Source organism: Halobacillus halophilus DSM 2266 (genome assembly GCF_000284515.1).
GTDB lineage: Bacteria > Bacillota > Bacilli > Bacillales > Halobacillaceae > Halobacillus > Halobacillus halophilus.
The window spans coordinates 39,525-61,598 of record NC_017668.1 but is presented as its reverse complement, the minus strand read 5'-3'; the positions used below and the strand labels follow the sequence as shown (position 1 = coordinate 61,598).

Below are 22,074 nucleotides of genomic sequence, written 5' to 3'. Positions count from 1 at the left end.
GCTGTTCCCATTTTATAAAAAAATAAAAAGCAGCAAACGTGGAGTTTACTGCTCAAGAGCCAAGGTCTGTAAATCATCGAAATTCAGTTCTACAGTCTCGGTAAGAACATCGGCATAGCTATAGGATACACGTTCAAAAGCATTTTCTTCCTGGTCCAGTTCAACAATAAAAACGGCTGGGTATGTTTCAGCCAGAATTCCTGAGCGTTCAATCGTTTTACGACGTCCACCATTTGCTTTCAGGGTTAGACGTCTGCCAATTTGCCCTTCCAGGGATTGTTTGATTTCTACTAACGTTTTAGCCACTACACTCCACCTCACTGTTATTTATAGTACCACACAGATTGGACAAAGTCAAATAAAACTATAAATTATACCAATATGTCAAAATCCATGTCAACATAAAAATTTTATAGATGTTCTCTGCTAGGTTCTCCAATAACAGGAAAAATATGTGACTTTATTCAAAAAATGAAAAAGACCTTGCTTTTTCTTTTCTTTAGGCAGGTCTTCTACATGTGTGGACCAAACACACGTTAATTTGAGTATATGAGCGTTTCCGTTCAAATATAACTAACTGATGTCATTAGGATCTTCCGAATGTTCCGAATAAGGAATACCAATTCTCAAAAGACCGCGGGTCTCCACTCCTCCGAGCCCCTTTTCTCCACTAATTGTGTTACGGATGACTTCCCAAATATTTATATGATCCATAAAGGAAGTATAAGCTACACGCGCTGCAACATATACGGGATCAATTGCATGAATATTAACCCTTGAAGGCGAACTGGCAAAATTAGCTCCCGCTCTGATTAAAGATTCAAAATGGGATTGACAGGCTCCTGCAAAGATAACCATCTGGTCAAAATTCGGATACTTCTGCCTTATATTCCTAACCGACTCCACAAAGAAACGGGAGTGGCGATACGCTTCAAGCTCCTTAACAGTACCTTTAGCCTTTGAATAAGCATCATGTCCTGTAAGCACCACAATTTCCGGCTGGACTTTCTCTATAAGCCCCATGACCTGCTCCGGCATTTCTTTTTCATGCATATATTGACCATGCACTTGTATTCCCAGCTCTTCATAAAGAGCAATACATTTTTTCAGGAAGAGAGGGTCCCCATCTATATGAAGCACGCGGGGAGGAATTTGAAAATATTTAGCATCCTTCCCTGAAGCATAACCACTCTCAGCCTGGGAATCCCGTTTCTCTTTTAGAAGCCGATAATCCTGTTTAAAGAGTCTGTAAGAAAAAGCTTCCTGTTCATCTACTTCTATTTTTCTTCTGTGGTATTCGTCTCCACTCACTTTTTCTAAATCCTCAAGGGGCGCATCCGCTTCTAAGCGGATATGTTCTCCCATGAGTTTAACAAGTGGTTTATCACAATTTTTCACACGAAAAATAATGTCATGCTGATACGACTTTCTTGTAACAAGATCTCCTTTTGTTATCATGGTTCACCCACCTCACAAAGAGCACTACATTAGTGTATGTGAGTTTGGCTTCCCTGTGTCATTTAGATGGACTCTGAATAAAAAACATTTGCTAATCGAGCAAACTCTTCCATCGTTAATGATTCTCCACGGCGTCCTGGATCAATTTCAACTCTCTGCAGACGGTGTCGAATTTCTTCCTTATCCATTTTACCTTTAAAATGACGGGCTAAGTTATTCATTAAAGTTTTTCGACGCTGGCCAAATGTTGCTCTGGCGATCTCAAAAAAGAAATTCTCATCGACCACTTCAACAGGAGGCTGGTCGCGCATTTTAAGATGCAGCACAGAAGAATCAACATTAGGCTGCGGCATAAACACGGTCTTAGGTACGTTCATGGATACATGAGCTTCGGTATAATACTGTACCGCTATAGAAAGCGAACCATAGCTTTTTGTATTTGGTTCAGCGGCCATACGGTCGGCCACTTCTTTTTGGATCATCACCGTGATACTGTCAATCGGAAGTTGATCCATCAGCAGTTTCATTAAGATCGGAGTCGTAATGTAATACGGAAGATTCGCTACGACGTGAATCTCCTGTCCTTCATGAAAGGTATTCTTAATAACACTTGTCACATCAGCTTCTAATATGTCCTGATTGATAATGTGTACATTATCGTAAGCGCTCAGCGTGTCTTCAAGAATAGGTAGCAGACGCTGGTCAATTTCAAAAGCAGCCACCCGATCGGCATGAATAGCCAGTTGTTCAGTCAGAGCCCCAATCCCTGGACCAATTTCAATGGCTCCTACCGAATGGTCAATCCCCGCATGCTCGATAATGTTTTTCAATATATTTACATCTATTAAGAAATTTTGACCCAGACTCTTCTTGAAAGAAAATCCATACGTTTCTAATATTTCCTTTGTACGCGTGGGTGTAGCGACTGCTTTATTATTCATTGCTTTCCTCCTCTATGATACGCTGCATCGCCTCTTCTAATTGCTCTGCAGTGATTTGAAACATATTTAATCGGCGCAGCAACTGTTTCCCGTTAGTTTTGCCAATATGAAGTTCAATTCCTAATTTTTCTCTCCGTTTTCTGGCAGAAGGCCCTCCAATCAGACCATAATCAATTAAATCCTCTTTGGTAATGTAACCTTCGGAGAATTCCATTAGTTCATACACAGAGCCCAAAGCTTCCTGAATGTCATCTACAGTGGCATGTTCAATTCCCACCCCTTTATCACGCTTGGCACGCGCCAAATGCTTAGGCAAAAAAGCATGCTTGCAGCCAGGTACGTACTGATCTACGATGTGTCGAATCCGCTCTCCAGGAAAATCAGGATCCGTAAAGATGATAACCCCTCGTTTAGCCTGAGCATGGCTGATCTGCTCTAACACCTCTTCGTCAATAGCAGATCCATTCGTTTCAATGGTGTCGGCCTCCACAGCTTCACGAATTCTTGCGGTGTCATCTTTTCCCTCCACTACAATCACTTCTTTTATTCTCAACTTTATTTCCTCCTGTTTATTCACCTCAATTAATCTTTTCATAGCATACCACGAGTGTATAACGGAAAAAAAGCAGAGGAAGGATGCCTCTGCTTAGTCCAGAAATTTGACCTTAACTTGCTTACGGCCGAAGCTCAGTGCTTGTTCCTTATCTGGAACGAAAAGATCTATACGTTTACCATTAATCGCACCACCGGTATCCCCTGCTACAGCATACCCGTAGCCTTCTATCCAGACACAGCTTCGCAAAGGAATCACATCTGGATTGCCGTTGTCCCAATAGCAACCACCAACCACTTGATTCCGGCTTTCTTTTTTCTTATGTAGTATTCAAAAAGGTGATTTAAAAGAGCCAATAAAAAAGAAGCCAGCTTGGGTAGAGCTAGCTTCTTTTTTATGCAATTTTCCATGAATAATTAACATAACAGTCATGTTACAGTTCCAGTACAAATGAGAGTTTACTGTAACAATTGCCACTGTATTATGATTGAATACCAAAAAATTGAAGAGCATTTGAGGTCGTCACTTCGCTCACCTCTTCAAAGGTGATTTCTTTTAACTCCGCTATTTGTTCGGCCACAAGTTTTACGTATGCCGGCTCATTGCGCTTGCCTCGATTGGGATGAGGGGCAAGGAATGGGCAATCCGTTTCTACCAGCATGTGCTTTAAGTCGATCGCTTTAGCCACTTCTTTCGGCAGCTTGGCATTTTTAAAGGTAACCGGACCTCCGAGAGAAATCATAAAGTTCATATCTATACATTCCTGGGCCGTCTCAACAGGGCCGCTATAGCAATGCATGATTCCTCCTACTTCAGAAGCGTCTTCTTCTTTTAATATTTCCACGATATCATCCGTCGCTTCACGATTATGAATAATAATGGGCATCTTCACTTTCTTAGCCAAACGGATTTGTTTTCGAAAAACTTCTTTTTGAACGTCTGCCGGAGACTTGTCCCAATGGTAATCCAGCCCCATCTCTCCTATTGCCACAACCTTAGGATGAGAAGAGAGTTCTTCAATCCACTCAAGTTCCTTGTCTGACAAGTCAACGGCATCAACAGGGTGCCAGCCGACGGCCGCATAAATTTTCTCATGGCTTTCCGCAATTTCAATAGCTTTAGGAATCGTTTTATGATCAAAGCCAACGACCGTCATATACTCTACTCCCGCTTCATTGGCGCGTTGAATGGTAGCTTCCAAATCTTCCTCGAATTGATCCGCATTTAAGTGGACATGTGTATCAAAAAGCATAGTAATCCCCTTTCTTCTTCATTTGATGATAACAAAAAGGGAAAGCTTAGTCCCGCTCTCCCTTTCTGTCATTACGTCAGTTATTTCACTTTAGTGCCATTGCTTAACGTTTGATCAACGGAAGCTAAGGACAGGGTTCCCTGATTGTCTTCACCGGCTAGAATCATTCCTTGAGATAGTTCACCGCGAAGCTTTACAGGTTTCAAATTCGTGATGCAGATTACTTTTTTTCCAATGAGTTGTTCCGGAGTATAGTGTTCAGCGATACCGGAAATGACCTGGCGTTTTTCATAACCAAGATCCAACTGAATCTTTAATAGCTTATCCGTTTTTTTCACTGGATCTGCCTTAATGACTTCAGCTACACGGAAATCCAGCTTCATGAAATCATCGATTGTGACTTCATCTGTTTCCGGCTTCTCTTCCTGCTCTTCTTCCTTAGGAGCAGCAGGCTTTTTCATCATATCTTTAATAATCTGTGTCTCTTCTTCAGCATCCAGGCGTGGGAAGATTGGGTCTTCTTTTTGAACGGCTGTTCCCGCTTCAATCGCGCCAAATTCGCTAAGACTCTGCCACGTTTTCTGTGCTTCTTCTTTTACACCAAGCTGCGTAAAAATACGCTCAGGTGTACGAGTTAAGAACGGCTGAAGCATAACCGCAATCTGACGCAAGGACTCTGTGAGGTGAGCCATAACATTACCAAGACGATCTTTCTTACTTTCGTCTTTAGCCAGAATCCATGGCTGCGTCTCATCAATATATTTATTCGTACGGCTGATAAACTTCCATAAATCGGCAAGAGCTACTGAGAACTCCATGTTCTCAAGAGCGTTCTCTACATTATGGCGGGTTTCAAGCGAAAGTTTTTCAAGACTCTGATCATATTCGTCTTCACCAAGGGTAAGTTCAGGAATTTGACCATCAAAGTATTTACTAACCATAGCTACCGTGCGATTGAGTAAATTCCCAAGGTCATTGGCCAGGTCATAGTTAGTCCGTTCTACGAATGCTTCCGGAGTGAAGACACCATCAGATCCAAATGGAACTTCACGAAGCAGGTAGTAGCGAAGTGCATCCAGACCATAACGTTCACTTAGCTGGACAGGGTCTACCACATTCCCTTTAGATTTGGACATTTTTCCGTCTTTCATTAAAATCCAGCCGTGGGCAAAGACTTTTTTCGGAAGTGGGAGATCAAGAGCCATGAGCATGATAGGCCAGTAAATGGTGTGGAATCGGACGATTTCCTTTCCTACAAGCTGAACATCAGCTGGCCAGAATTTCTGATAGCGCGCATCGTCTTCTGTGTCGAATCCTAGAGCCGAAATATAGTTACTTAACGCATCAATCCATACATAAATAACGTGTTTTGCGTTACCTGGAACCTCTACTCCCCAGTCGAAAGTCGTCCGGGAAACTGCCAGATCTTCAAGGCCTGGCTTAATGAAGTTATTGATCATTTCATTTTTCCGGCTTTCTGGCTGTATGAACGAAGGATTGTTTTCATAGAATTCAAGCAATTGATCAACGTAATTACTCATTTTAAAGAAGTAGGATTCTTCTTTAACCTTTTCGACTGGACCGCCGCAATCTGGGCAGTGACCCTCATCAAGCTGACGTTCTGTGAAAAAGGATTCACAGGAAGTACAATACCAGCCTTCATATTCATCTAAATAGATATCGCCTTTCTTCATTAAGTAATCAAAGATTTTCGTAACGACTTCTTTATGACGATCTTCCGTGGTACGAATAAAATCATCGTAAGAAATGTCGAGTTTATCCCATAGATCATTAATGCCGCTGACAATTTCATCCACGTAAGCCTGGGGCTCTACCCCTTGTTCCTCTGCTTTACGCTGAATTTTCTGTCCATGCTCATCAGTACCGGTTAAATACATGACTTCATATCCTTGCAATCGTTTATATCGTGCCATAGCATCACCAGCTACAGTCGTGTAAGCATGTCCGATATGCAGATTACCGCTAGGGTAATAAATCGGCGTAGTAATGTAAAAGGTGTTCTTTTCCTCAGGCATTATTTTCCCTCCTCTGAAATTCCAAGCTGTGTAAGCTTCTATTCATTCATAATGGCTATTGTAACATTTTATCGAGTTATCTACTTTATTTCCATTCCTAACATTAAAATATACCGAACGAATTGGATAACTGTCAAAAAAAAGTTAAGATTATACATTTCACATCTGTCATTACTTTGGTAAAATTAAGTGTAATCAAAAGATGGTTATTTCAACCATTTTTGGTAGAGTAGAGAGTTTCGATTACTCGCACAGGCCTGCTCAGGTACTCAGTGACACCACCCAAAATACCCTAACCGGTATACGGAGTTGGAAATAATCATCGGTTATAAGTAATTGACACGTTTGGGAATGGTTGGTACTATAATGGCGAGACATATGTCGAAACATGACGAAATAACTTTTGATTGAGGGGAGACAGAAAAATGAAATCTACAGGTATCGTACGTAAAGTTGACGAGTTAGGTCGTGTGGTAATTCCGATCGAACTACGTCGTACATTAGGAATTAATGAGAAGGACGCTTTGGAAATTTATGTTGACGATGATCGCATCGTCCTTAAAAAGTACAAGCCTAACATGACTTGCCATGTTACGGGGGAAGTTTCTGATGAAAATATGAAACTAGCAAATGGCAATCTTGTGTTAAGTAAAGAAGGCGCACAAATTCTCTTGCAAGAACTACAGCAAAATCTTAAATAGATAAATAAACAAAGAGTGACGACATTGGTTAATAAAGAGAAGAAAACAACTAGACATATGTTGTAATATATAATCCCTTACTGTTCACAGGCCTGGCAGTAAGGGATTTCTTTATTCATGCACATGGTAAGCCTGGTAGACTTCTCGTTTGGATAGTTTTCGATCCAAGGATGTTTGCTTAATCGCCTGCTTGCTCTTCATTTGCTCTTTTTCCATGTAGTGTTCCACATGGTCGATAACGGATAAGTGTGTCCACCAGAATGAATCCTCTTCTTCCTCTTCGAAGGATGCCCCTTCAACAATGATGCAGAATTCCCCCCGTATTTCCTCTTTCTCAGACCATTCAAGGAGCTCTTCCAAGTTTCCTCTTACAAATTCTTCATACCGTTTTGATAGTTCCCTCGCGATTGTCGCTTTCCGATTTCCCAATTGTTCATAGGTATGGGACAGCATTTCTTTTAAGCGGTGCGGTGATTCATAAAAGATCAAAGTGGCTTGTAAAGACTGCAGCTTTTCCAATTCTGCTAATCGGTCTTTTTTCTTACGTGGCAAAAAGCCACAAAAATAAAATTTTTCGGTAGAAATTCCAGAACCAGCTAGCGCAGGAAGGGCCGCATTTGCTCCGGGAAGCACGATTACAGGAATGTCCTCTTCCACGCACTCTTTCACCAAATCTGACCCTGGATCTGATATTCCCGGCATACCGGCATCACTGACTACGGCAAGCTCTTCTCCGTTCCTCATGCGCTCGATCAGCTGAGGTCCGCGCGTTTGTTTATTATGTTCATGATAACTGATTAATGGAGTTTGAATATTAAAGTGATTCACCAATTTTTTTGTATTTCTTGTATCTTCTGCCGCAATTCCAGCAACCTCATTTAGAGTTGAGACAGCTCTATACGTCATATCTTCTAAATTACCTATAGGGGTAGGAACCACATATAAAGCTCCAGCTTCTGATCCATCTTTCTTATAGCTTTTCTGTATCTTCACCTTGGATCTCTCCTTCTAATATTTCAGCAATCCATTGTTCTTTTTTTATACGAGATAACTGCTTAATTCGATATTCCTGCTGCAAAGCTTCTCGTTTAGTTTCGAATGCTTTTGTATATTCAAGTTTAAATGGACCCCGGCCGCGCGTGTACTTGGCGCCTTTTCCAACCTCATGCTTTTTTAAACGCGCTTCCAGATTATTCGTGTAGCCTGTATAAAGCGATTGATCACTGCAGCGCAGAATATACACGATATGATTATTCCCCATACAGAATCTCCTTCAATTCAGAAGTGTATTCACCTTCGGAGGTAAGTGCATATAAAGGAGGCAGAATCTTAAGTCCTGGTTTGCCATCTCTGGTTCCTTCAATTAATAAAGTGTTTGCTTCTTTTCCTTCCTTTGGATAAACGAGACGCATTCGTTTAGGCTCTAGGCGGTGTTTTCGAAATAGCTCTATAATCTCCACCATCCGCTCCGGGCGATGAACCATAGATACTTTACCGCCCGATTTAGCCAATCGGCTGCAAGCTTCTATAACCTCTTCAAGCGTGCAATAAATCTCATGACGGGCAATTGCCAAATGTTCATTTATATTTCGCTCGTCCATTTGAGGAGTAGGGAAATAAGGAGGATTACAGGTAACGAGGTCAAATTTACGATTGCCGTATCGGGCCGGCATATCTTTTAAATCGCCATGAATCATGTCGAGCTGTGTGTTGAGTTTATTTAACTCAATATTCCGGCATGCCATGTCATATAGTCTTTCCTGAATTTCCACACCGGTTATGGGTACGTCAGAACGGGTGGATAGAAATAAAGGAATGACGCCGTTCCCTGTACAAAGGTCAAGAATCTTTCCTCTCGTTTTAGGTACATATGTAAAATCAGCCAGTAATACAGCATCGAGGGAAAAAGCAAATACCGTCGGACTTTGAATGATTCTCATATTTTGTTTTGCTAATAAAAAGTCAATTCGTTCGTCATCATATAGTTGTACCATCATGCTTGTTTCCTTTCTAACGTATGGAAGTTAATCAGATCTTCATTATCATAGATGTTCCTAATAAGCTTATCATGGACATTTTTTATTTAATATAAAGCTCAGTTAATTTACAGTGTTGATTTTAAACAAAAGCTCCCATTACTTGAAGACTTGATTTCGAGACTTTGAGAGAATTAGGTCCTGCGGGGGACGATTTCGCTTTCCGTGGGCATGTGGTAAGCTTCCTCGGGCTTAACAGCCCTGCGGGATCTTACCGATCATGTTCATCCCACAGGAGTCTTCATCGTCCCCCTCCGGACCTTGCGAAATATAGAGCTCGAAATCATGTTTGAAAAACTCTGGTTTATGGTGGAGATAAACTTCTAACAATGAGCGTGTACGGTGGATAATTCCCGTTATATAAGCATTTAAGGCGGATCAAACTCTCCTTTTCGCCTATAGAAGGGTCCGTTCACTCTTCAATCATAGGGAGGCGAAGGAAACAAGGAGACTCCCGCGGGAGAAGGAGCGAGGCGAGACCCCACAGGGAGTGTCAACGACCGAGGAGGCTTGCCAGTTTCCCCGCAGGAAAGCGAGTTGTTTCCGTAGCCGCCCTCATCTACTTATCGGCGACGGACCTGAATGATCTCGAAACTGAGTCTTACAGTAACCGGCCCTATACTTTAATAAAGCTCTTATAAAATTAATAACTAGATTTAACAGACCTTAATATAAAGAGAGCCTTTCCTTGGAAGAGCAAGGAAAGGCTTGGACCTGGGATTATTTTTTCTTATTTAGAAAGGAGAGACAAAATAAGCAGTCTTCATCTCTCGGGCTTCCAAAGTGTAAATTACAAATGTGAAACCCCTCTTCATAAAGCCTGGCCAAGTTATCGTAACCTTCGCCTACAGCAGGACCGCGTTCCTGCTTTGTGCCTGAAGAGGCTTTTTGCTTTTCTGCTTCATGTTCTTTGTCTAAACGCTGCCGCAAGTGATGATTTTCAAGCGATAAATGTTGATTTTCTTCTAGTAGATAAGCGAGCTGTTTTTTCAGATCACCGAGCTGTTCATAAAGCTCTCCTATTTGAGATTCTAAATGGGATACATGTTCGAATATAGCTTTTTTATTCACGCTTGACTCCACCCTCTTATTCTGCGGCTTCGGTTTGGACGACTCCTTCATCAATTAATTCCTGCAAGGAGTACTCAAGAACACGTTCTTTTTCTCTAAATTCAATCTGGACCATGCGCTCCAGCATATTTAAACCAACGACTTTCCCTTTGCCAAAGGAAGTAGCAATGTTCTCGCCTAAATCGGGAAGCTCCTTCTTAGCAGCTTCATAATCGTCGTTTTCATACTTAAGGCAGCACATGAGCCTCCCGCACAATCCTGAAATTTTCGCCGGATTTAACGAGAGATTCTGGTCTTTCGCCATTTTTATGGATACAGGTTCAAAATCACCCAGAAATGTTGAACAGCATAGCATGCGTCCGCATGGACCGATACCACCCAGCATTTTGGCTTCATCCCGGACACCAATCTGGCGCAATTCTATCCGGGTTTTAAACACGGAAGCTAAGTCTTTAACCAGCGTTCGGAAATCAACTCGGCCGTCGGCTGTAAAATAAAAAATTACTTTATTACGATCAAACGTATATTCTACGTCCACAAGATTCATGTCCAATTTATGTTCACGGATTTTCGCTTCGCAGACACGATAAGCCTCTGCAGCATTGTCGTTGTTTTCATCCACCGTCACCTTATCCTTATCATCCGCAATACGAATGACTTTCTTAAGGGGTAAGACTACGTCTTCTTCATCTACGGATTTATTAGCAATGACAACTTTTCCGAATTCAATACCGCGCACGGTTTCGACAATCACATAATCCTCTGTGGTCATTTTTAACTGTCCAGGGTCAAAATAATAAATTTTTCCCGCCTGTTTAAATCGGACACCTACAACTTCGATCATCCGGATCATCACCTCTGTAGTTGAAGGGTAAGTTGTTCCATCACTAAATTAGGATGGACATTTTGATTTATCTTTCGCTTCGCCTCAAGGATATAGGACAAACACTGCGCTGCTGACTGTCTCGACCACCTCATGGCCGCCTGCTCTAATTTCTCACGTTCCGTTGTAAAGACGATGGAATTTTCCCGGTCCAAATAATAGTTAATTACATCCTGGAACCAGAGCATTAAGACATCAAGACCGCGCTGTAGCTGTTGTCTCTCTTTAAAGTGAGGCATCCACTGATGGTTGATAAATAGAAGTCCTTCATTTGGTTTATTTTGAAGCACTTCAATTAATTGTATCACTAATTTTCGCACATTAGCAAACCAATCATCGTCATTAATCTCCATAGCTTCTGTTAAATTATTCGTTAAAGAAGCTAATATTTTTGCGTTTGATTGAGACACGCCTTCTTCTATAAGTTTACTCTCCACTCGTTCTGGATTGAGAGGTTGAAAAGCGAGAAGCTGACAACGTGATCGTATCGTGTCCAGCATGGTTTGGCCGCTTTCCGTAAGCAGCATAGCCGTCGTCTGCTGGCTCGGTTCTTCCAGAAACTTCAATAGACGGTTGGAAGCATTGGTAGTCATCCGATCGGCATCCACGATGATATAAACTTTTCGATTAGATTCCATACCGGTATAAGTGAATTCTTTCTGAAGATGAAGGATTTGCTCTTTTTTAATGGATTGGCCATCTGGTTCAATCCAATGAAGATCTGGATGATTTCCTGAATCTACTCTATTGCAATCCCGGCATGACTGACAGGGAGCAGCTCCCTCACGAAATTTACAGAAGATACTTTTAGCAAAAAGAATACTCATTTCCCTTTTACCGGTTCCACGATTTCCCTGAAATAAATAGGCATGCGAAATACGGTCCTTATGGAAACTGTTCATTAACATCTGAGCAGCTAAAGGTTGAATTTCTTTCATTTCTGTCCATGTCTGCATATTGTTCGTCCGTCCTTACGTATATAAATTAATGAGCAGACCTTTAATCTCTCCAATAAGCCCCAGTAAGTCGATTGTTTTCTTCTCCTCATCCATTACAGCTTCCGTCAGCTCGGCTAATTTTTCATCTACTGACTCTACAAGAGTTAATTTCCTTGTTTGTCCATACTGATTCCAGCTGTGGGAGTGTTTTAAGTTCATTCCATAATTGACGGATTCTTTAACGAAATCCTTGATCAGTCTCTTATATTTAGCCAGGTCCCGAAAGGAACGAAACCGGGCTACACGCTCCCCTTGAGCATTTATACTTTTGATAAGCTGGTTTAGCTGAACTTCTTGAAGCTGCCTGGTCTGGGATTGAACAAGTTGATCAAATCTTGGTCTGCCTTGTGATTGTTGGGCCGCTTGCTTTTGGGCAGACTCCATTTGAGTTCGCATATCATGAGTGATTTTCATGTAAGGCGGCTCCTTTACGTTAAAACTGGAAAAAAGAATCGATAGGTAAAATAAAGACCGTAGCGCCACCGACTTCTACTTTTACAGGCTTTGGTATATAGGAATCGGCATTACCTCCCATTGGAGAAATAGGCGCTACCATTTGTTCACGCTGACTGCAGTTATTTCTTATGATTTCCAGAGCATCGTCCACTTCTCCGTCCTCACAACCAATCATAAATGTGGTATTTCCTTCTCTTAGGAAACCACCTGTCGTGGATAATTTAGTGGTTTTAAAATCGTTCTCTGCTAAGGCATCGGTCAAACGATTACTATCTTTGTCCTGGACAACCGCAATGATCATTTTCATTGGATCGAACCCTCCTGTTGGGTATTTTATATCATTATAACAAACGTTAATTATTTAGCTGCGGGAAGGCGGGTGCGTAAAGCTTGATAAGCCGCTGTTTTCACCTTATCAAAAGACTGCCCAGCATTAATCACTTTAATACGATTCGGGTATTTGTCAGCCAATTGATGGTAAGCATCGTGAACCTTTTGATGAAAATCTATTTCCTCAAGATCTAAACGGTTCTGCTCTCTTCCTTTGTTGGCTGCGATTCGGCTCAGTCCTTCACTCGGTTCTATATCAAAAAGAAGCGTAAGTTCAGGCATGCAATGTTCAATGGCAAAATCGTTTACTTTGTACACTTCATCCATGCCTAGCCCTCGCGCATACCCTTGATAGGCTAAACTGGAATCAATGAAGCGGTCGCATAACACAATTTTCCCTTCCTGCAGCGCTGGCACTACTTTTTCTACTAAATGCTGTCTTCGTGCTGCTGCGTATAGAAGCGCCTCTGTACGAGCGTCCATGGCTGTGTGAGAAGTATCCAAAATCACGTGCCTGATCTTTTCAGCGATTTCGATTCCGCCTGGCTCCCTTGTTTCAAGTACTTGGTACCCTTCTTCACTCAATTCTTTTCCAATGGCATGCAGCATGGAAGACTTTCCTGCTCCTTCTCCGCCTTCAAATGTTACAAATAATCCTTTCACGACAATTCTCCTTTAACCACTCGTACTCCTTCTCCAATTCTTTCATTTTGAAAACGGGCTCCTTGCCCCAGAAGCGACTGGATTTGTTTTCTATGATGGTTAGATATACGCTCCCCTTTCATAAGTAAAGGGATTCCCGGAGGATATGGAATGACATCTTCAGCTGATACGTAACCCACAGCTTTAGACCAGTCAGCCCATTCTGATAGACTGTCTTCTAAATCAGAGTAACTTATATCTAAGGTTTGAATTTTAGGAAACGATGGTTGTTCTATTTTTATTGTAGCACGCTTTTCTTTGTTTTTTAATTGCGAATCTACATCATCGAGACGCTGCTTTAAGAGTTCCGCATCCAAGTGAGGACTTAACCCGAACGTTATTAATACTTGATTGGAAGTAGCAAGTTCAGGATAAATGTTGAGATTCTCCAATACTTGAGCTATTTCAAAACCGGGAACCTCCCTGGTTTCTAACGTCATCTTAAGAGGATCATCATAGACAGAAAGTGGCTTTACTTCCCACTGGCTGGTTGCTTTCTTAAAAATCTCTCTTACTTCATGAATAAAAGCCAGAGTAGATCGTAATTCGTCTTCCGTTTGCTGCGCTAAAAAATATCTGGCTAGATCAAGACTTGCCATCAAAGGATAAGATGGACTGCTCGATTGCAGCAGTTTTAAATAATGCTTTAATTTAAAAACCGGGAAGCGATCTTTTTGGCAATGTAAATATGAGCTCATGGTCATAGCTGGAGCCATTTTGTGGGCAGATTGAACAACCACATCGGCCCCAGAGCGTAAAGCGGAAGTTGGAAAAGGATCTCCCAGCTGAAAATGGACCCCGTGCGCCTCATCGACCAGAACTGGAAGGTTATGTGCGTGAATGGTTTCCACGACTCGATTTAAATCATATGTACGCCCAAAATAATCCGGGTACGTTAAACATACAGCCTTCGCTTCAGGATACATGGTAATGGCATGTTGAACCGATTCTGCCGAAAGCTTACTATACCGCCCGGTTTCCACTTCATATTCAGGCGAAATAAAAACAGGAAAAGCCCCTGCCAGTTCGATTCCATGTAACACTGATTGGTGACTATTTCTTTGCACAATAATAGTATCTCCACGTTGACATATAGCAAGAATCATCGCTATGTTTCCCGTTGTACTTCCATTTACTAAAAAAAAGGACTCATCACTGCCGAAATAACGGCTGGTTAAATCCTGCGCCTCAGCAATGACTCCTTCAGGAGAGTGTAAATCATCAAGTCCATGAATTTCAGTAGCATCTATGGATAAAATAGAATTAAAACTTTCTAGACCTTTATTCGGCCATACCTTTCCAAACTTATGGCCTGGAACGTGAAAGGTAATAGGATCCTGCTTCATATGATGAATTAACGCATCGTAAAGCGGCGTTTGATTTTGATCGTGCACTCGTATTCACCTACTTTTTTAATCTCTCATCCTATCGTACAGAAAACCCGGGCGCGGAGCAATTCGACCATAAAAAAATCACCTCATTTAGAATGAGGTGATTTTCTCATAGCTGCTATACTTTATCTTAAGAAAGAATCATAGACCGATGGGCTTTAGACATCTGATTCACAAAAAACTGGTATTTAGGGTCGTCGGTGGACGTCTCTATCATTTCTTTCTCACATGAAGCACAGATATAAACTCTTAATAAATAGATGCCGTCTTCCGTTTCTTTCGAACATATGCTGCAGCACTCTTTACGACTCATTAAAATTCCCTCCCTGTTTTCTTCTAATCTTTTAACCAGGTACTATATCTATTTCTAGTATCTCCGAATCTATCATTTATATACATCTATCGTAAAAAAAGATACAAAAAAACCTTAGAACTTATTCTAAGGTTAACTATTGATGTGGCGGCGTCCTACTCTCACGGGGATCGACCCGACTACCATCGGCGCTGAAGAGCTTAACTTCTGTGTTCGGCATGGGAACAGGTGTGACCTCTTCGCCTTCACCACCACATCATATACAGTTTGAGGTAAACCCTCAAAACTGGATAAGGCAATCATTCAACCATCGGACGAGCGAACGTCTCTTCCGACTTCTTTTTTAAAGGATAGATAAGTCATCGATCCATTAGTATCCGTCAGCTCCACGTGTCACCACGCTTCCACCTCGGACCTATCAACCTCATCGTCTCTGAGGGATCTTACTTACTTGGCGTAAGGGGAAATCTCATCTCAAGGGGGGCTTCATGCTTAGATGCTTTCAGCACTTATCCCGACCACACGTAGCTACCCAGCGATGCTCCTGGCGGAACAACTGGTACACCAGCGGTGTGTCCATCCCGGTCCTCTCGTACTAAGGACAGCTCCTTTCAAATTTCCAACGCCCACGACGGATAGGGACCGAACTGTCTCACGACGTTCTGAACCCAGCTCGCGTACCGCTTTAATGGGCGAACAGCCCAACCCTTGGGACCGACTACAGCCCCAGGATGCGATGAGCCGACATCGAGGTGCCAAACCTCCCCGTCGATGTGGACTCTTGGGGGAGATAAGCCTGTTATCCCCGGGGTAGCTTTTATCCGTTGAGCGACGGCCCTTCCATGCGGTACCGCCGGATCACTAAGCCCGACTTTCGTCCCTGCTCGACTTGTAGGTCTCGCAGTCAAGCTCCCTTGTGCCTTTACACTCTGCGAATGATTTCCAACCATTCTGAGGGAACCTTTGGGCGCCTCCGTTACTTTTTAGGAGGCGACCGCCCCAGTCAAACTGCCCACCTGACACTGTCTCCGGACCGGATAACGGTCCTGGGTTAGAATGTCCGTACAGCCAGGGTAGTATCCCACCAGCGCCTCCACCGAAGCTAGCGCTCCGGCTTCTAAGGCTCCTACCTATCCTGTACAAGCTGTACCAACATTCAATATCAGGCTACAGTAAAGCTCCACGGGGTCTTTCCGTCCTGTCGCGGGTAATGTGCATCTTCACACATCGTATAATTTCACCGGGTCTCTCGTTGAGACAGTGCCCAAGTCGTTGCACCTTTCGTGCGGGTCGGAACTTACCCGACAAGGAATTTCGCTACCTTAGGACCGTTATAGTTACGGCCGCCGTTTACTGGGGCTTCGGTTCAACGCTTCGCCTTGCGGCTAACGCATCCCCTTAACCTTCCAGCACCGGGCAGGTGTCAGCCCCTATACTTCGCCTTACGGCTTCGCAGAGACCTGTGTTTTTGGTAAACAGTCGCTTGGGCCTTTTCACTGCGGCTCCTCGGCAGAGGAGCACCCCTTCTCCCGAAGTTACGGGGTCATTTTGCCGAGTTCCTTAACGAGAGTTCTCCCGCTCACCTTAGGATCCTCTCCTCGCCTACCTGTGTTGGTTTGCGGTACGGGCACCTCTTTCCTCACTAGAGGATTTTCTTGGCAGTGTGAACTCAGGAGCTTCGGTACTTTAGTTCCCTCCCCATCACAGCTTGACGTTGCCGGACGGATTTGCCTATCCGACCGTCTCACTGCTTGGACGCGCTCATCCAATGGCGCGCTCTCCTTATCCTCCTGCGTCCCCCCGTCGTTCAAACGGAAAGGAGGTGGTACAGGAATATCAACCTGTTGTCCATCGCCTACGCCTTTCGGCCTCGGCTTAGGTCCCGACTAACCCTGAGAGGACGAGCCTTCCTCAGGAACCCTTAGGCTTTCGGTGAAAGAGATTCTCACTCTTTTTTCGCTACTCATACCGGCATTCTCACTTCTAAGCGCTCCACCAGTCCTTACGGTCTGACTTCACGGCCCTTAGAACGCTCTCCTACCACTGATCGTAAGATCAATCCGCAGCTTCGGTGGTGTGTTTAGCCCCGATATATTTTCGGCGCAGAGTCACTCGACCAGTGAGCTATTACGCACTCTTTGAATGATGGCTGCTTCTAAGCCAACATCCTGGTTGTCTAAGCAACTCCACATCCTTTTCCACTTAACACACACTTTGGGACCTTAGCTGGCGGTCTGGGCTGTTTCCCTTTCGACCATGAACCTTATCACCCACGGTCTGACTCCCAGAACAAAGTCTATGGCATTCGGAGTTTGACTGAATTCGGTAACCCGATAGGGGCCCCTCGTCCAATCAGTGCTCTACCTCCATGACTTTCTATTCTGAGGCTAGCCCTAAAGCTATTTCGGAGAGAACCAGCTATCTCCGTGTTCGATTGGCATTTCACCCCTACCCACACCTCATCCCCGTAATTTTCAACTTACGTGGGTTCGGACCTCCAGTCAGTGTTACCTGACCTTCATCCTGGACATGGGTAGATCACACGGTTTCGGGTCTACGACCGCATACTCACGCGCCCTATTCAGACTCGCTTTCGCTGCGGCTCCGCTTCTTATGCTTAACCTCGCATACGGTCGTAACTCGCCGGTTCATTCTACAAGAGGCACGCCGTCACCCATTAACGGGCTCCGACTACTTGTAGGCACACGGTTTCAGGTTCTCTTTCACTCCCCTTCCGGGGTGCTTTTCACCTTTCCCTCACGGTACTGGTTCACTATCGGTTACTAGGGAGTATTTAGCCTTGGGAGATGGTCCTCCCGGATTCCGACGGAATTCCTCGTGTTCCGCCGTACTCAGGATCCACTCCGGAGGAAGAAAGGTTTCGACTACAGGGCTGTTACCTGCTCTGGCTGACCGTTCCAGGCCGATTCATCTACCTTCCTTCTTGATAACTCCAATGGAGTGTCCTACAACCCCAGAAAGCAAGCTTTCTGGTTTGGGCTGTTTCCGTTTCGCTCGCCGCTACTTGGGAAATCGCATTTGCTTTCTCTTCCTCCGGGTACTGAGATGTTTCAGTTCCCCGGGTGTGCCGTCCGATACCTATGTATTCAGTATTGGATGCTGTCCCATTACGAACAGCGGGTTTCCCCATTCGGAAATCTCCGGGTCAAAGCCTACTTACGGCTCGCCGGAGCATATCGGTGTTAGTCCCGTCCTTCATCGGCTCCTAGTACCAAGGCATCCACCGTGCGCCCTTATTCACTTAACTATCGTCGTGAAAAGACGTTGTTTCGTTCGATGTTTCTGTTGAATGTCTTGTCATCACTAGCGTCTAAAACGCTATTGATTCCTTATCCAGTTTTCAAGGTTCACAGTTGAAAGATGCTTTGATCTCTCAAAACTGAACAACCAACCAGGTACGTCTTCCGTCCGGTCCAGCTTCCACGACCATCGGTCGTTTCCGCCTTTCCGGTTTCCTTAGAAAGGAGGTGATCCAGCCGCACCTTCCGATACGGCTACCTTGTTACGACTTCACCCCAATCATTGGCCCCACCTTCGGCGGCTGGCTCCATAAAGGTTACCTCACCGACTTCGGGTGTTGCCAACTCTCGTGGTGTGACGGGCGGTGTGTACAAGGCCCGGGAACGTATTCACCGCGGCATGCTGATCCGCGATTACTAGCGATTCCGGCTTCATGCAGGCGAGTTGCAGCCTGCAATCCGAACTGAGAATGGTTTTATGGGATTTGCTACACCTCGCGGCTTCGCTGCCCTTTGTACCATCCATTGTAGCACGTGTGTAGCCCAGGTCATAAGGGGCATGATGATTTGACGTCATCCCCGCCTTCCTCCGGTTTGTCACCGGCAGTCACCTTAGAGTGCCCAACTGAATGCTGGCAACTAAGATTAGGGGTTGCGCTCGTTGCGGGACTTAACCCAACATCTCACGACACGAGCTGACGACAACCATGCACCACCTGTCACTTGGTCCCCGAAGGGAAGACCCTATCTCTAGGGTGGTCCAAGGATGTCAAGACCTGGTAAGGTTCTTCGCGTTGCTTCGAATTAAACCACATGCTCCACCGCTTGTGCGGGCCCCCGTCAATTCCTTTGAGTTTCAGCCTTGCGGCCGTACTCCCCAGGCGGAGTGCTTAATGCGTTAACTTCAGCACTAAGGGGTGGAAGCCCCCTAACACCTAGCACTCATCGTTTACGGCGTGGACTACCAGGGTATCTAATCCTGTTTGCTACCCACGCTTTCGCACCTCAGCGTCAGAAACAGACCAGAGAGTCGCCTTCGCCACTGGTGTTCCTCCACATATCTACGCATTTCACCGCTACACGTGGAATTCCACTCTCCTCTTCTGTCCTCAAGTTCCCCAGTTTCCAATGACCCTCCACGGTTGAGCCGTGGGCTTTCACATCAGACTTAAGAAACCACCTGCGCGCGCTTTACGCCCAATAATTCCGGACAACGCTTGCCCCCTACGTATTACCGCGGCTGCTGGCACGTAGTTAGCCGGGGCTTCCTCGTTAGGTACCGTCAAGGTACCGCTCTATTCGTACGGTACTTGTTCTTCCCTAACAACAGAACTTTACGATCCGAAGACCTTCATCGTTCACGCGGCGTTGCTCCGTCAGACTTTCGTCCATTGCGGAAGATTCCCTACTGCTGCCTCCCGTAGGAGTCTGGGCCGTGTCTCAGTCCCAGTGTGGCCGATCACCCTCTCAGGTCGGCTACGCATCGTCGCCTTGGTGAGCTATTACCTCACCAACTAGCTAATGCGCCGCGGGCCCATCTGTAAGTGATAGCGAGAAGCCATCTTTTAACCTTCCTTCAGGTGAAGGTAGGTGTTATCCGGCATTAGCCCCGGTTTCCCGGGGTTATTCCGGTCTTACAGGCAGGTTGCCCACGTGTTACTCACCCGTCCGCCGCTCGTTCCACAAGCTTCACCCCCGAAGGGGATCCGCTTGCTTCCCGCGCTCGACTTGCATGTATTAGGCACGCCGCCAGCGTTCGTCCTGAGCCAGGATCAAACTCTCCATAAAAATTGAGATTGATTAGCTCTTTGCACACCGAATGTGCTTGTTTTAATTCCTTCTTTATTGAAAGAATATCTTGACGTACTGGTTGGTTCGTTCAGTTTTCAAAGATCAAAAGTTTTCGTTTGCCGCTTCAAAACAGCGACTTAATAATCATATCATTGTGACTCATTTAAGTCAACAACTTTTTTTAATGATTTTTTTGCTTGCCGTTGCCGGCTTGCCGCTCTGTCTTAACGCGACAAATAATAATATACCACACTGAAATAATGTTGGCAACACCTTTTGCATATTTTTTTAAATTTATAGTTTCATAGAAGTATCACTGATGTTTAAAAGGCTGAATTTCCCCTTTAAACAAGTGAAGAGCCAGGGGAATCTCCCTGACTCTTCCTATACTATAATATCCATAGATGGATCGCTGTTATGGATATTACCCCCGGAACTCCTAATAAAGCTGATGCAATAGCTGTAAAACCATTGATAGGAATGTGTAATCCAAACTGTGCTCCAAATAAATTAATGAAAAACAATAAAATCACCGCAATAATTAAACGTGTTACTGCCTGCCCCACCCATTTTATAGGGGCAGAAGGCAAACCTATAATAAGAAGAAAAGGGATGGTCAGCCCTAATAATAGAATAACGAGCACCGGATCCATAAAAAAACCCCCTGTCCAATTATGACTCTCTACAATCTATGAGTCTGGACAGGGGGTTATGAGTAGAACAGTTAAGAAAGTGCATTGAGACCGCGGTGGCGAGCTTCCCTAAGAAGATATAAGTATTTCGATTTAGTAAGGGCGAGTTCTTTCAAACCCTCTTCGGTTGGTTCAATACTTTGGTCAATAATACTGTTCAGGTTTTCCCATTCCTTTTTTAATTGCCTAATGTTCATGAGGAGCTGCTGGTCCATATCTTTAACTCTTCCTTTTTTTCTACGAAACATGGCAACCACCTTCATCACAGTTCTCTTCTTCCTTCAAGAGCCTTGGACAAGGTTACTTCATCTGCATATTCCAAGTCTCCTCCTACCGGAAGTCCATGAGCAATTCTTGTCATACGTATTCCAGAAGGCTTAACTAACCGGGATATATACATCGCTGTAGCTTCTCCCTCTATATTCGGATTGGTAGCGAGAATTAATTCTTCAATCCCTTCATCTTTTAACCGATTAATGAGACTTTCTACATTAATATCTTCAGGCCCAATGCCATCCATAGGAGAAATAGCTCCATGCAGCACATGGTATTTTCCGCCGAATTCTCTCATCTTCTCCATGGCTATGACATCTTTAGGATCCTGAACTACGCAGATAAGGGTTTGATCTCTGGATTCATCCTGGCAGATCGAACAAGGGTCCTGGTCTGTAATATGACCGCAAGTAGAGCAGTGTGTAAGCTCTCGTTTTGCATTTACTAATGACTTCGCGAAATCCAGCACGTCATCTTCTTCCATTTCTAAGACAAAAAAAGCCAGACGGACAGCCGTCTTAGGGCCGATCCCTGGCAGCTTTGTAAAACTGTCGATCAGTTTTGATATCGGTTCAGGATAATACATGAATACTCCTCCTAGAACATTCCTCCAGGCATACCTTTCGTGAATTCACCCATTGTATCGTTGGTTTTATCATCCACTTGTTTAATAACATCGTTGGTTGCCGTAATAATCAAATCCTGAAGCATTTCTACATCGTCAGGATCGACCACTTCTTCGTTGATAGAAATGTCCGTAATTTCTTTTTTACCATTAGCTGTTACTTTAACCATTCCTCCGCCTGCAGAAGACTCAAACGTCATCTCATAGAGCTCTTCCTGAGCTTTCATCATTTTCTTCTGCATTTTCTGCATTTGCTTCATCATATTGTTCATGTTTCCTCCACCACGCATGGCAATTCCTCCTTAAATATAA

23 protein-coding genes and 3 rRNA genes are annotated in these 22,074 nt (G+C 44.1%); 1 reads left to right on the top strand and 25 read right to left on the bottom strand.

What is annotated here, in order from left to right; all coding sequences use genetic code 11:
- Positions 1 to 45: 45 nt before the first annotated feature.
- The 7 genes from veg to metG all read right to left on the bottom strand — a co-directional run bounded on the left by veg (position 46) and on the right by metG (position 6,240).
- On the bottom strand, positions 46 to 306 hold the full coding sequence (gene veg, locus HBHAL_RS00325) for a biofilm formation stimulator Veg (protein ID WP_014641354.1): 261 nt from the start codon (positions 304 to 306) through the stop codon (positions 46 to 48).
- Positions 307 to 573: 267 nt separating this feature from the next.
- Positions 574 to 1,458, bottom strand: a complete 885-nt coding sequence (gene yabG, locus HBHAL_RS00320) for a sporulation peptidase YabG (protein WP_014641353.1) — start codon at positions 1,456 to 1,458, stop codon at positions 574 to 576.
- 62 nt (positions 1,459 to 1,520) lie between these two features.
- Positions 1,521 to 2,399, bottom strand: a complete 879-nt coding sequence (gene rsmA / locus HBHAL_RS00315) for a 16S rRNA (adenine(1518)-N(6)/adenine(1519)-N(6))-dimethyltransferase RsmA (RefSeq protein WP_014641352.1) — start codon at positions 2,397 to 2,399, stop codon at positions 1,521 to 1,523.
- Positions 2,392 to 2,952, bottom strand: coding sequence for a ribonuclease M5 (rnmV, locus tag HBHAL_RS00310; protein ID WP_014641351.1), 561 nt, complete (start codon positions 2,950 to 2,952; stop codon positions 2,392 to 2,394). Before rnmV ends, rsmA begins: the two co-directional genes overlap by 8 nt.
- 93 nt (positions 2,953 to 3,045) lie before the next feature.
- Positions 3,046 to 3,249: a 3D domain-containing protein gene (locus HBHAL_RS00305; RefSeq protein WP_014641350.1), complete on the bottom strand. Its 204-nt coding sequence runs from the start codon at positions 3,247 to 3,249 to the stop codon at positions 3,046 to 3,048.
- 184 nt (positions 3,250 to 3,433) lie between these two features.
- Complete coding sequence (locus tag HBHAL_RS00300; protein WP_014641349.1) at positions 3,434 to 4,204, bottom strand: TatD family hydrolase; 771 nt, start codon at positions 4,202 to 4,204, stop codon at positions 3,434 to 3,436.
- Between the two features lie 80 nt (positions 4,205 to 4,284).
- On the bottom strand, positions 4,285 to 6,240 hold the full coding sequence (gene metG / locus HBHAL_RS00295; RefSeq protein ID WP_014641348.1) for a methionine--tRNA ligase: 1,956 nt from the start codon (positions 6,238 to 6,240) through the stop codon (positions 4,285 to 4,287).
- Between the two features lie 425 nt (positions 6,241 to 6,665).
- On the opposite strand from metG, the gene HBHAL_RS00290 reads away from it, so the two are divergent.
- The gene (locus HBHAL_RS00290; protein ID WP_014641347.1) at positions 6,666 to 6,941 is read left to right on the top strand and encodes an AbrB/MazE/SpoVT family DNA-binding domain-containing protein; all 276 of its coding nucleotides are present in this window, start codon (positions 6,666 to 6,668) and stop codon (positions 6,939 to 6,941) included.
- A 111-nt stretch (positions 6,942 to 7,052) separates the two neighbouring features.
- On the opposite strand, the gene rsmI is transcribed toward HBHAL_RS00290, so the two are convergent.
- From rsmI to HBHAL_RS00200, 18 genes are all read right to left on the bottom strand, one after another.
- Entirely contained in the window at positions 7,053 to 7,934 is an 882-nt protein-coding gene (rsmI, locus tag HBHAL_RS00285; RefSeq protein ID WP_014641346.1) for a 16S rRNA (cytidine(1402)-2'-O)-methyltransferase, read from the bottom strand.
- The gene (locus HBHAL_RS00280; protein WP_014641345.1) at positions 7,912 to 8,202 is read right to left on the bottom strand and encodes a GIY-YIG nuclease family protein; all 291 of its coding nucleotides are present in this window, start codon (positions 8,200 to 8,202) and stop codon (positions 7,912 to 7,914) included. The genes rsmI and HBHAL_RS00280 overlap by 23 nt, the downstream gene beginning before the upstream one ends.
- The gene (locus HBHAL_RS00275; protein WP_041601129.1) at positions 8,192 to 8,935 is read right to left on the bottom strand and encodes a tRNA1(Val) (adenine(37)-N6)-methyltransferase; all 744 of its coding nucleotides are present in this window, start codon (positions 8,933 to 8,935) and stop codon (positions 8,192 to 8,194) included. The genes HBHAL_RS00280 and HBHAL_RS00275 overlap by 11 nt, the downstream gene beginning before the upstream one ends.
- Positions 8,936 to 9,697: 762 nt before the next feature.
- The gene (gene yabA / locus HBHAL_RS00270) at positions 9,698 to 10,048 is read right to left on the bottom strand and encodes a DNA replication initiation control protein YabA (protein WP_041601128.1); all 351 of its coding nucleotides are present in this window, start codon (positions 10,046 to 10,048) and stop codon (positions 9,698 to 9,700) included.
- Between the two features lie 16 nt (positions 10,049 to 10,064).
- Positions 10,065 to 10,892, bottom strand: a complete 828-nt coding sequence (locus HBHAL_RS00265) for a PSP1 domain-containing protein (RefSeq protein ID WP_014641342.1) — start codon at positions 10,890 to 10,892, stop codon at positions 10,065 to 10,067.
- 8 nt (positions 10,893 to 10,900) lie between these two features.
- Positions 10,901 to 11,887 (bottom strand): DNA polymerase III subunit delta', encoded by a 987-nt coding sequence (gene holB / locus HBHAL_RS00260; RefSeq protein WP_014641341.1) that lies wholly within the window; start codon positions 11,885 to 11,887, stop codon positions 10,901 to 10,903.
- Positions 11,888 to 11,902: 15 nt separating this feature from the next.
- Positions 11,903 to 12,343 carry a YaaR family protein gene (locus HBHAL_RS00255; protein WP_014641340.1) on the bottom strand — a complete coding sequence of 147 codons (441 nt, stop codon included), beginning with the start codon at positions 12,341 to 12,343 and terminating at the stop codon, positions 11,903 to 11,905.
- Between the two features lie 19 nt (positions 12,344 to 12,362).
- A complete protein-coding gene (locus HBHAL_RS00250) occupies positions 12,363 to 12,692 on the bottom strand; it encodes a cyclic-di-AMP receptor (RefSeq protein WP_014641339.1) in 330 nt (109 codons plus the stop codon).
- 50 nt (positions 12,693 to 12,742) lie between these two features.
- Positions 12,743 to 13,378 carry a dTMP kinase gene (gene tmk, locus HBHAL_RS00245; RefSeq protein WP_014641338.1) on the bottom strand — a complete coding sequence of 212 codons (636 nt, stop codon included), beginning with the start codon at positions 13,376 to 13,378 and terminating at the stop codon, positions 12,743 to 12,745.
- The gene (locus tag HBHAL_RS00240; RefSeq protein ID WP_014641337.1) at positions 13,375 to 14,811 is read right to left on the bottom strand and encodes an aminotransferase class I/II-fold pyridoxal phosphate-dependent enzyme; all 1,437 of its coding nucleotides are present in this window, start codon (positions 14,809 to 14,811) and stop codon (positions 13,375 to 13,377) included. The genes tmk and HBHAL_RS00240 overlap by 4 nt, the downstream gene beginning before the upstream one ends.
- Before the next feature lie 127 nt (positions 14,812 to 14,938).
- Positions 14,939 to 15,121: a sigma factor G inhibitor Gin gene (locus HBHAL_RS00235; protein ID WP_041601127.1), complete on the bottom strand. Its 183-nt coding sequence runs from the start codon at positions 15,119 to 15,121 to the stop codon at positions 14,939 to 14,941.
- A 142-nt stretch (positions 15,122 to 15,263) separates the two neighbouring features.
- Positions 15,264 to 15,377, bottom strand: a 5S ribosomal RNA gene (gene rrf / locus HBHAL_RS00230).
- A 94-nt stretch (positions 15,378 to 15,471) separates the two neighbouring features.
- Positions 15,472 to 18,389: ribosomal RNA gene (locus HBHAL_RS00225) — 23S ribosomal RNA — on the bottom strand.
- Positions 18,390 to 18,602: 213 nt separating this feature from the next.
- Positions 18,603 to 20,169, bottom strand: a 16S ribosomal RNA gene (locus HBHAL_RS00220).
- Together the 16S, 23S and 5S rRNA genes form the textbook arrangement of a ribosomal RNA operon.
- A gap of 392 nt (positions 20,170 to 20,561) precedes the next feature.
- Positions 20,562 to 20,825, bottom strand: coding sequence for a pro-sigmaK processing inhibitor BofA family protein (locus tag HBHAL_RS00215; RefSeq protein ID WP_014641336.1), 264 nt, complete (start codon positions 20,823 to 20,825; stop codon positions 20,562 to 20,564).
- 71 nt (positions 20,826 to 20,896) lie between these two features.
- Positions 20,897 to 21,112, bottom strand: coding sequence for a YaaL family protein (locus tag HBHAL_RS00210; RefSeq protein WP_014641335.1), 216 nt, complete (start codon positions 21,110 to 21,112; stop codon positions 20,897 to 20,899).
- Positions 21,113 to 21,126: 14 nt separating this feature from the next.
- Positions 21,127 to 21,723: a recombination mediator RecR gene (recR, locus tag HBHAL_RS00205; RefSeq protein WP_014641334.1), complete on the bottom strand. Its 597-nt coding sequence runs from the start codon at positions 21,721 to 21,723 to the stop codon at positions 21,127 to 21,129.
- Positions 21,724 to 21,734: 11 nt separating this feature from the next.
- Entirely contained in the window at positions 21,735 to 22,052 is a 318-nt protein-coding gene (locus tag HBHAL_RS00200; protein ID WP_014641333.1) for a YbaB/EbfC family nucleoid-associated protein, read from the bottom strand.
- Positions 22,053 to 22,074 lie beyond the last annotated feature (22 nt).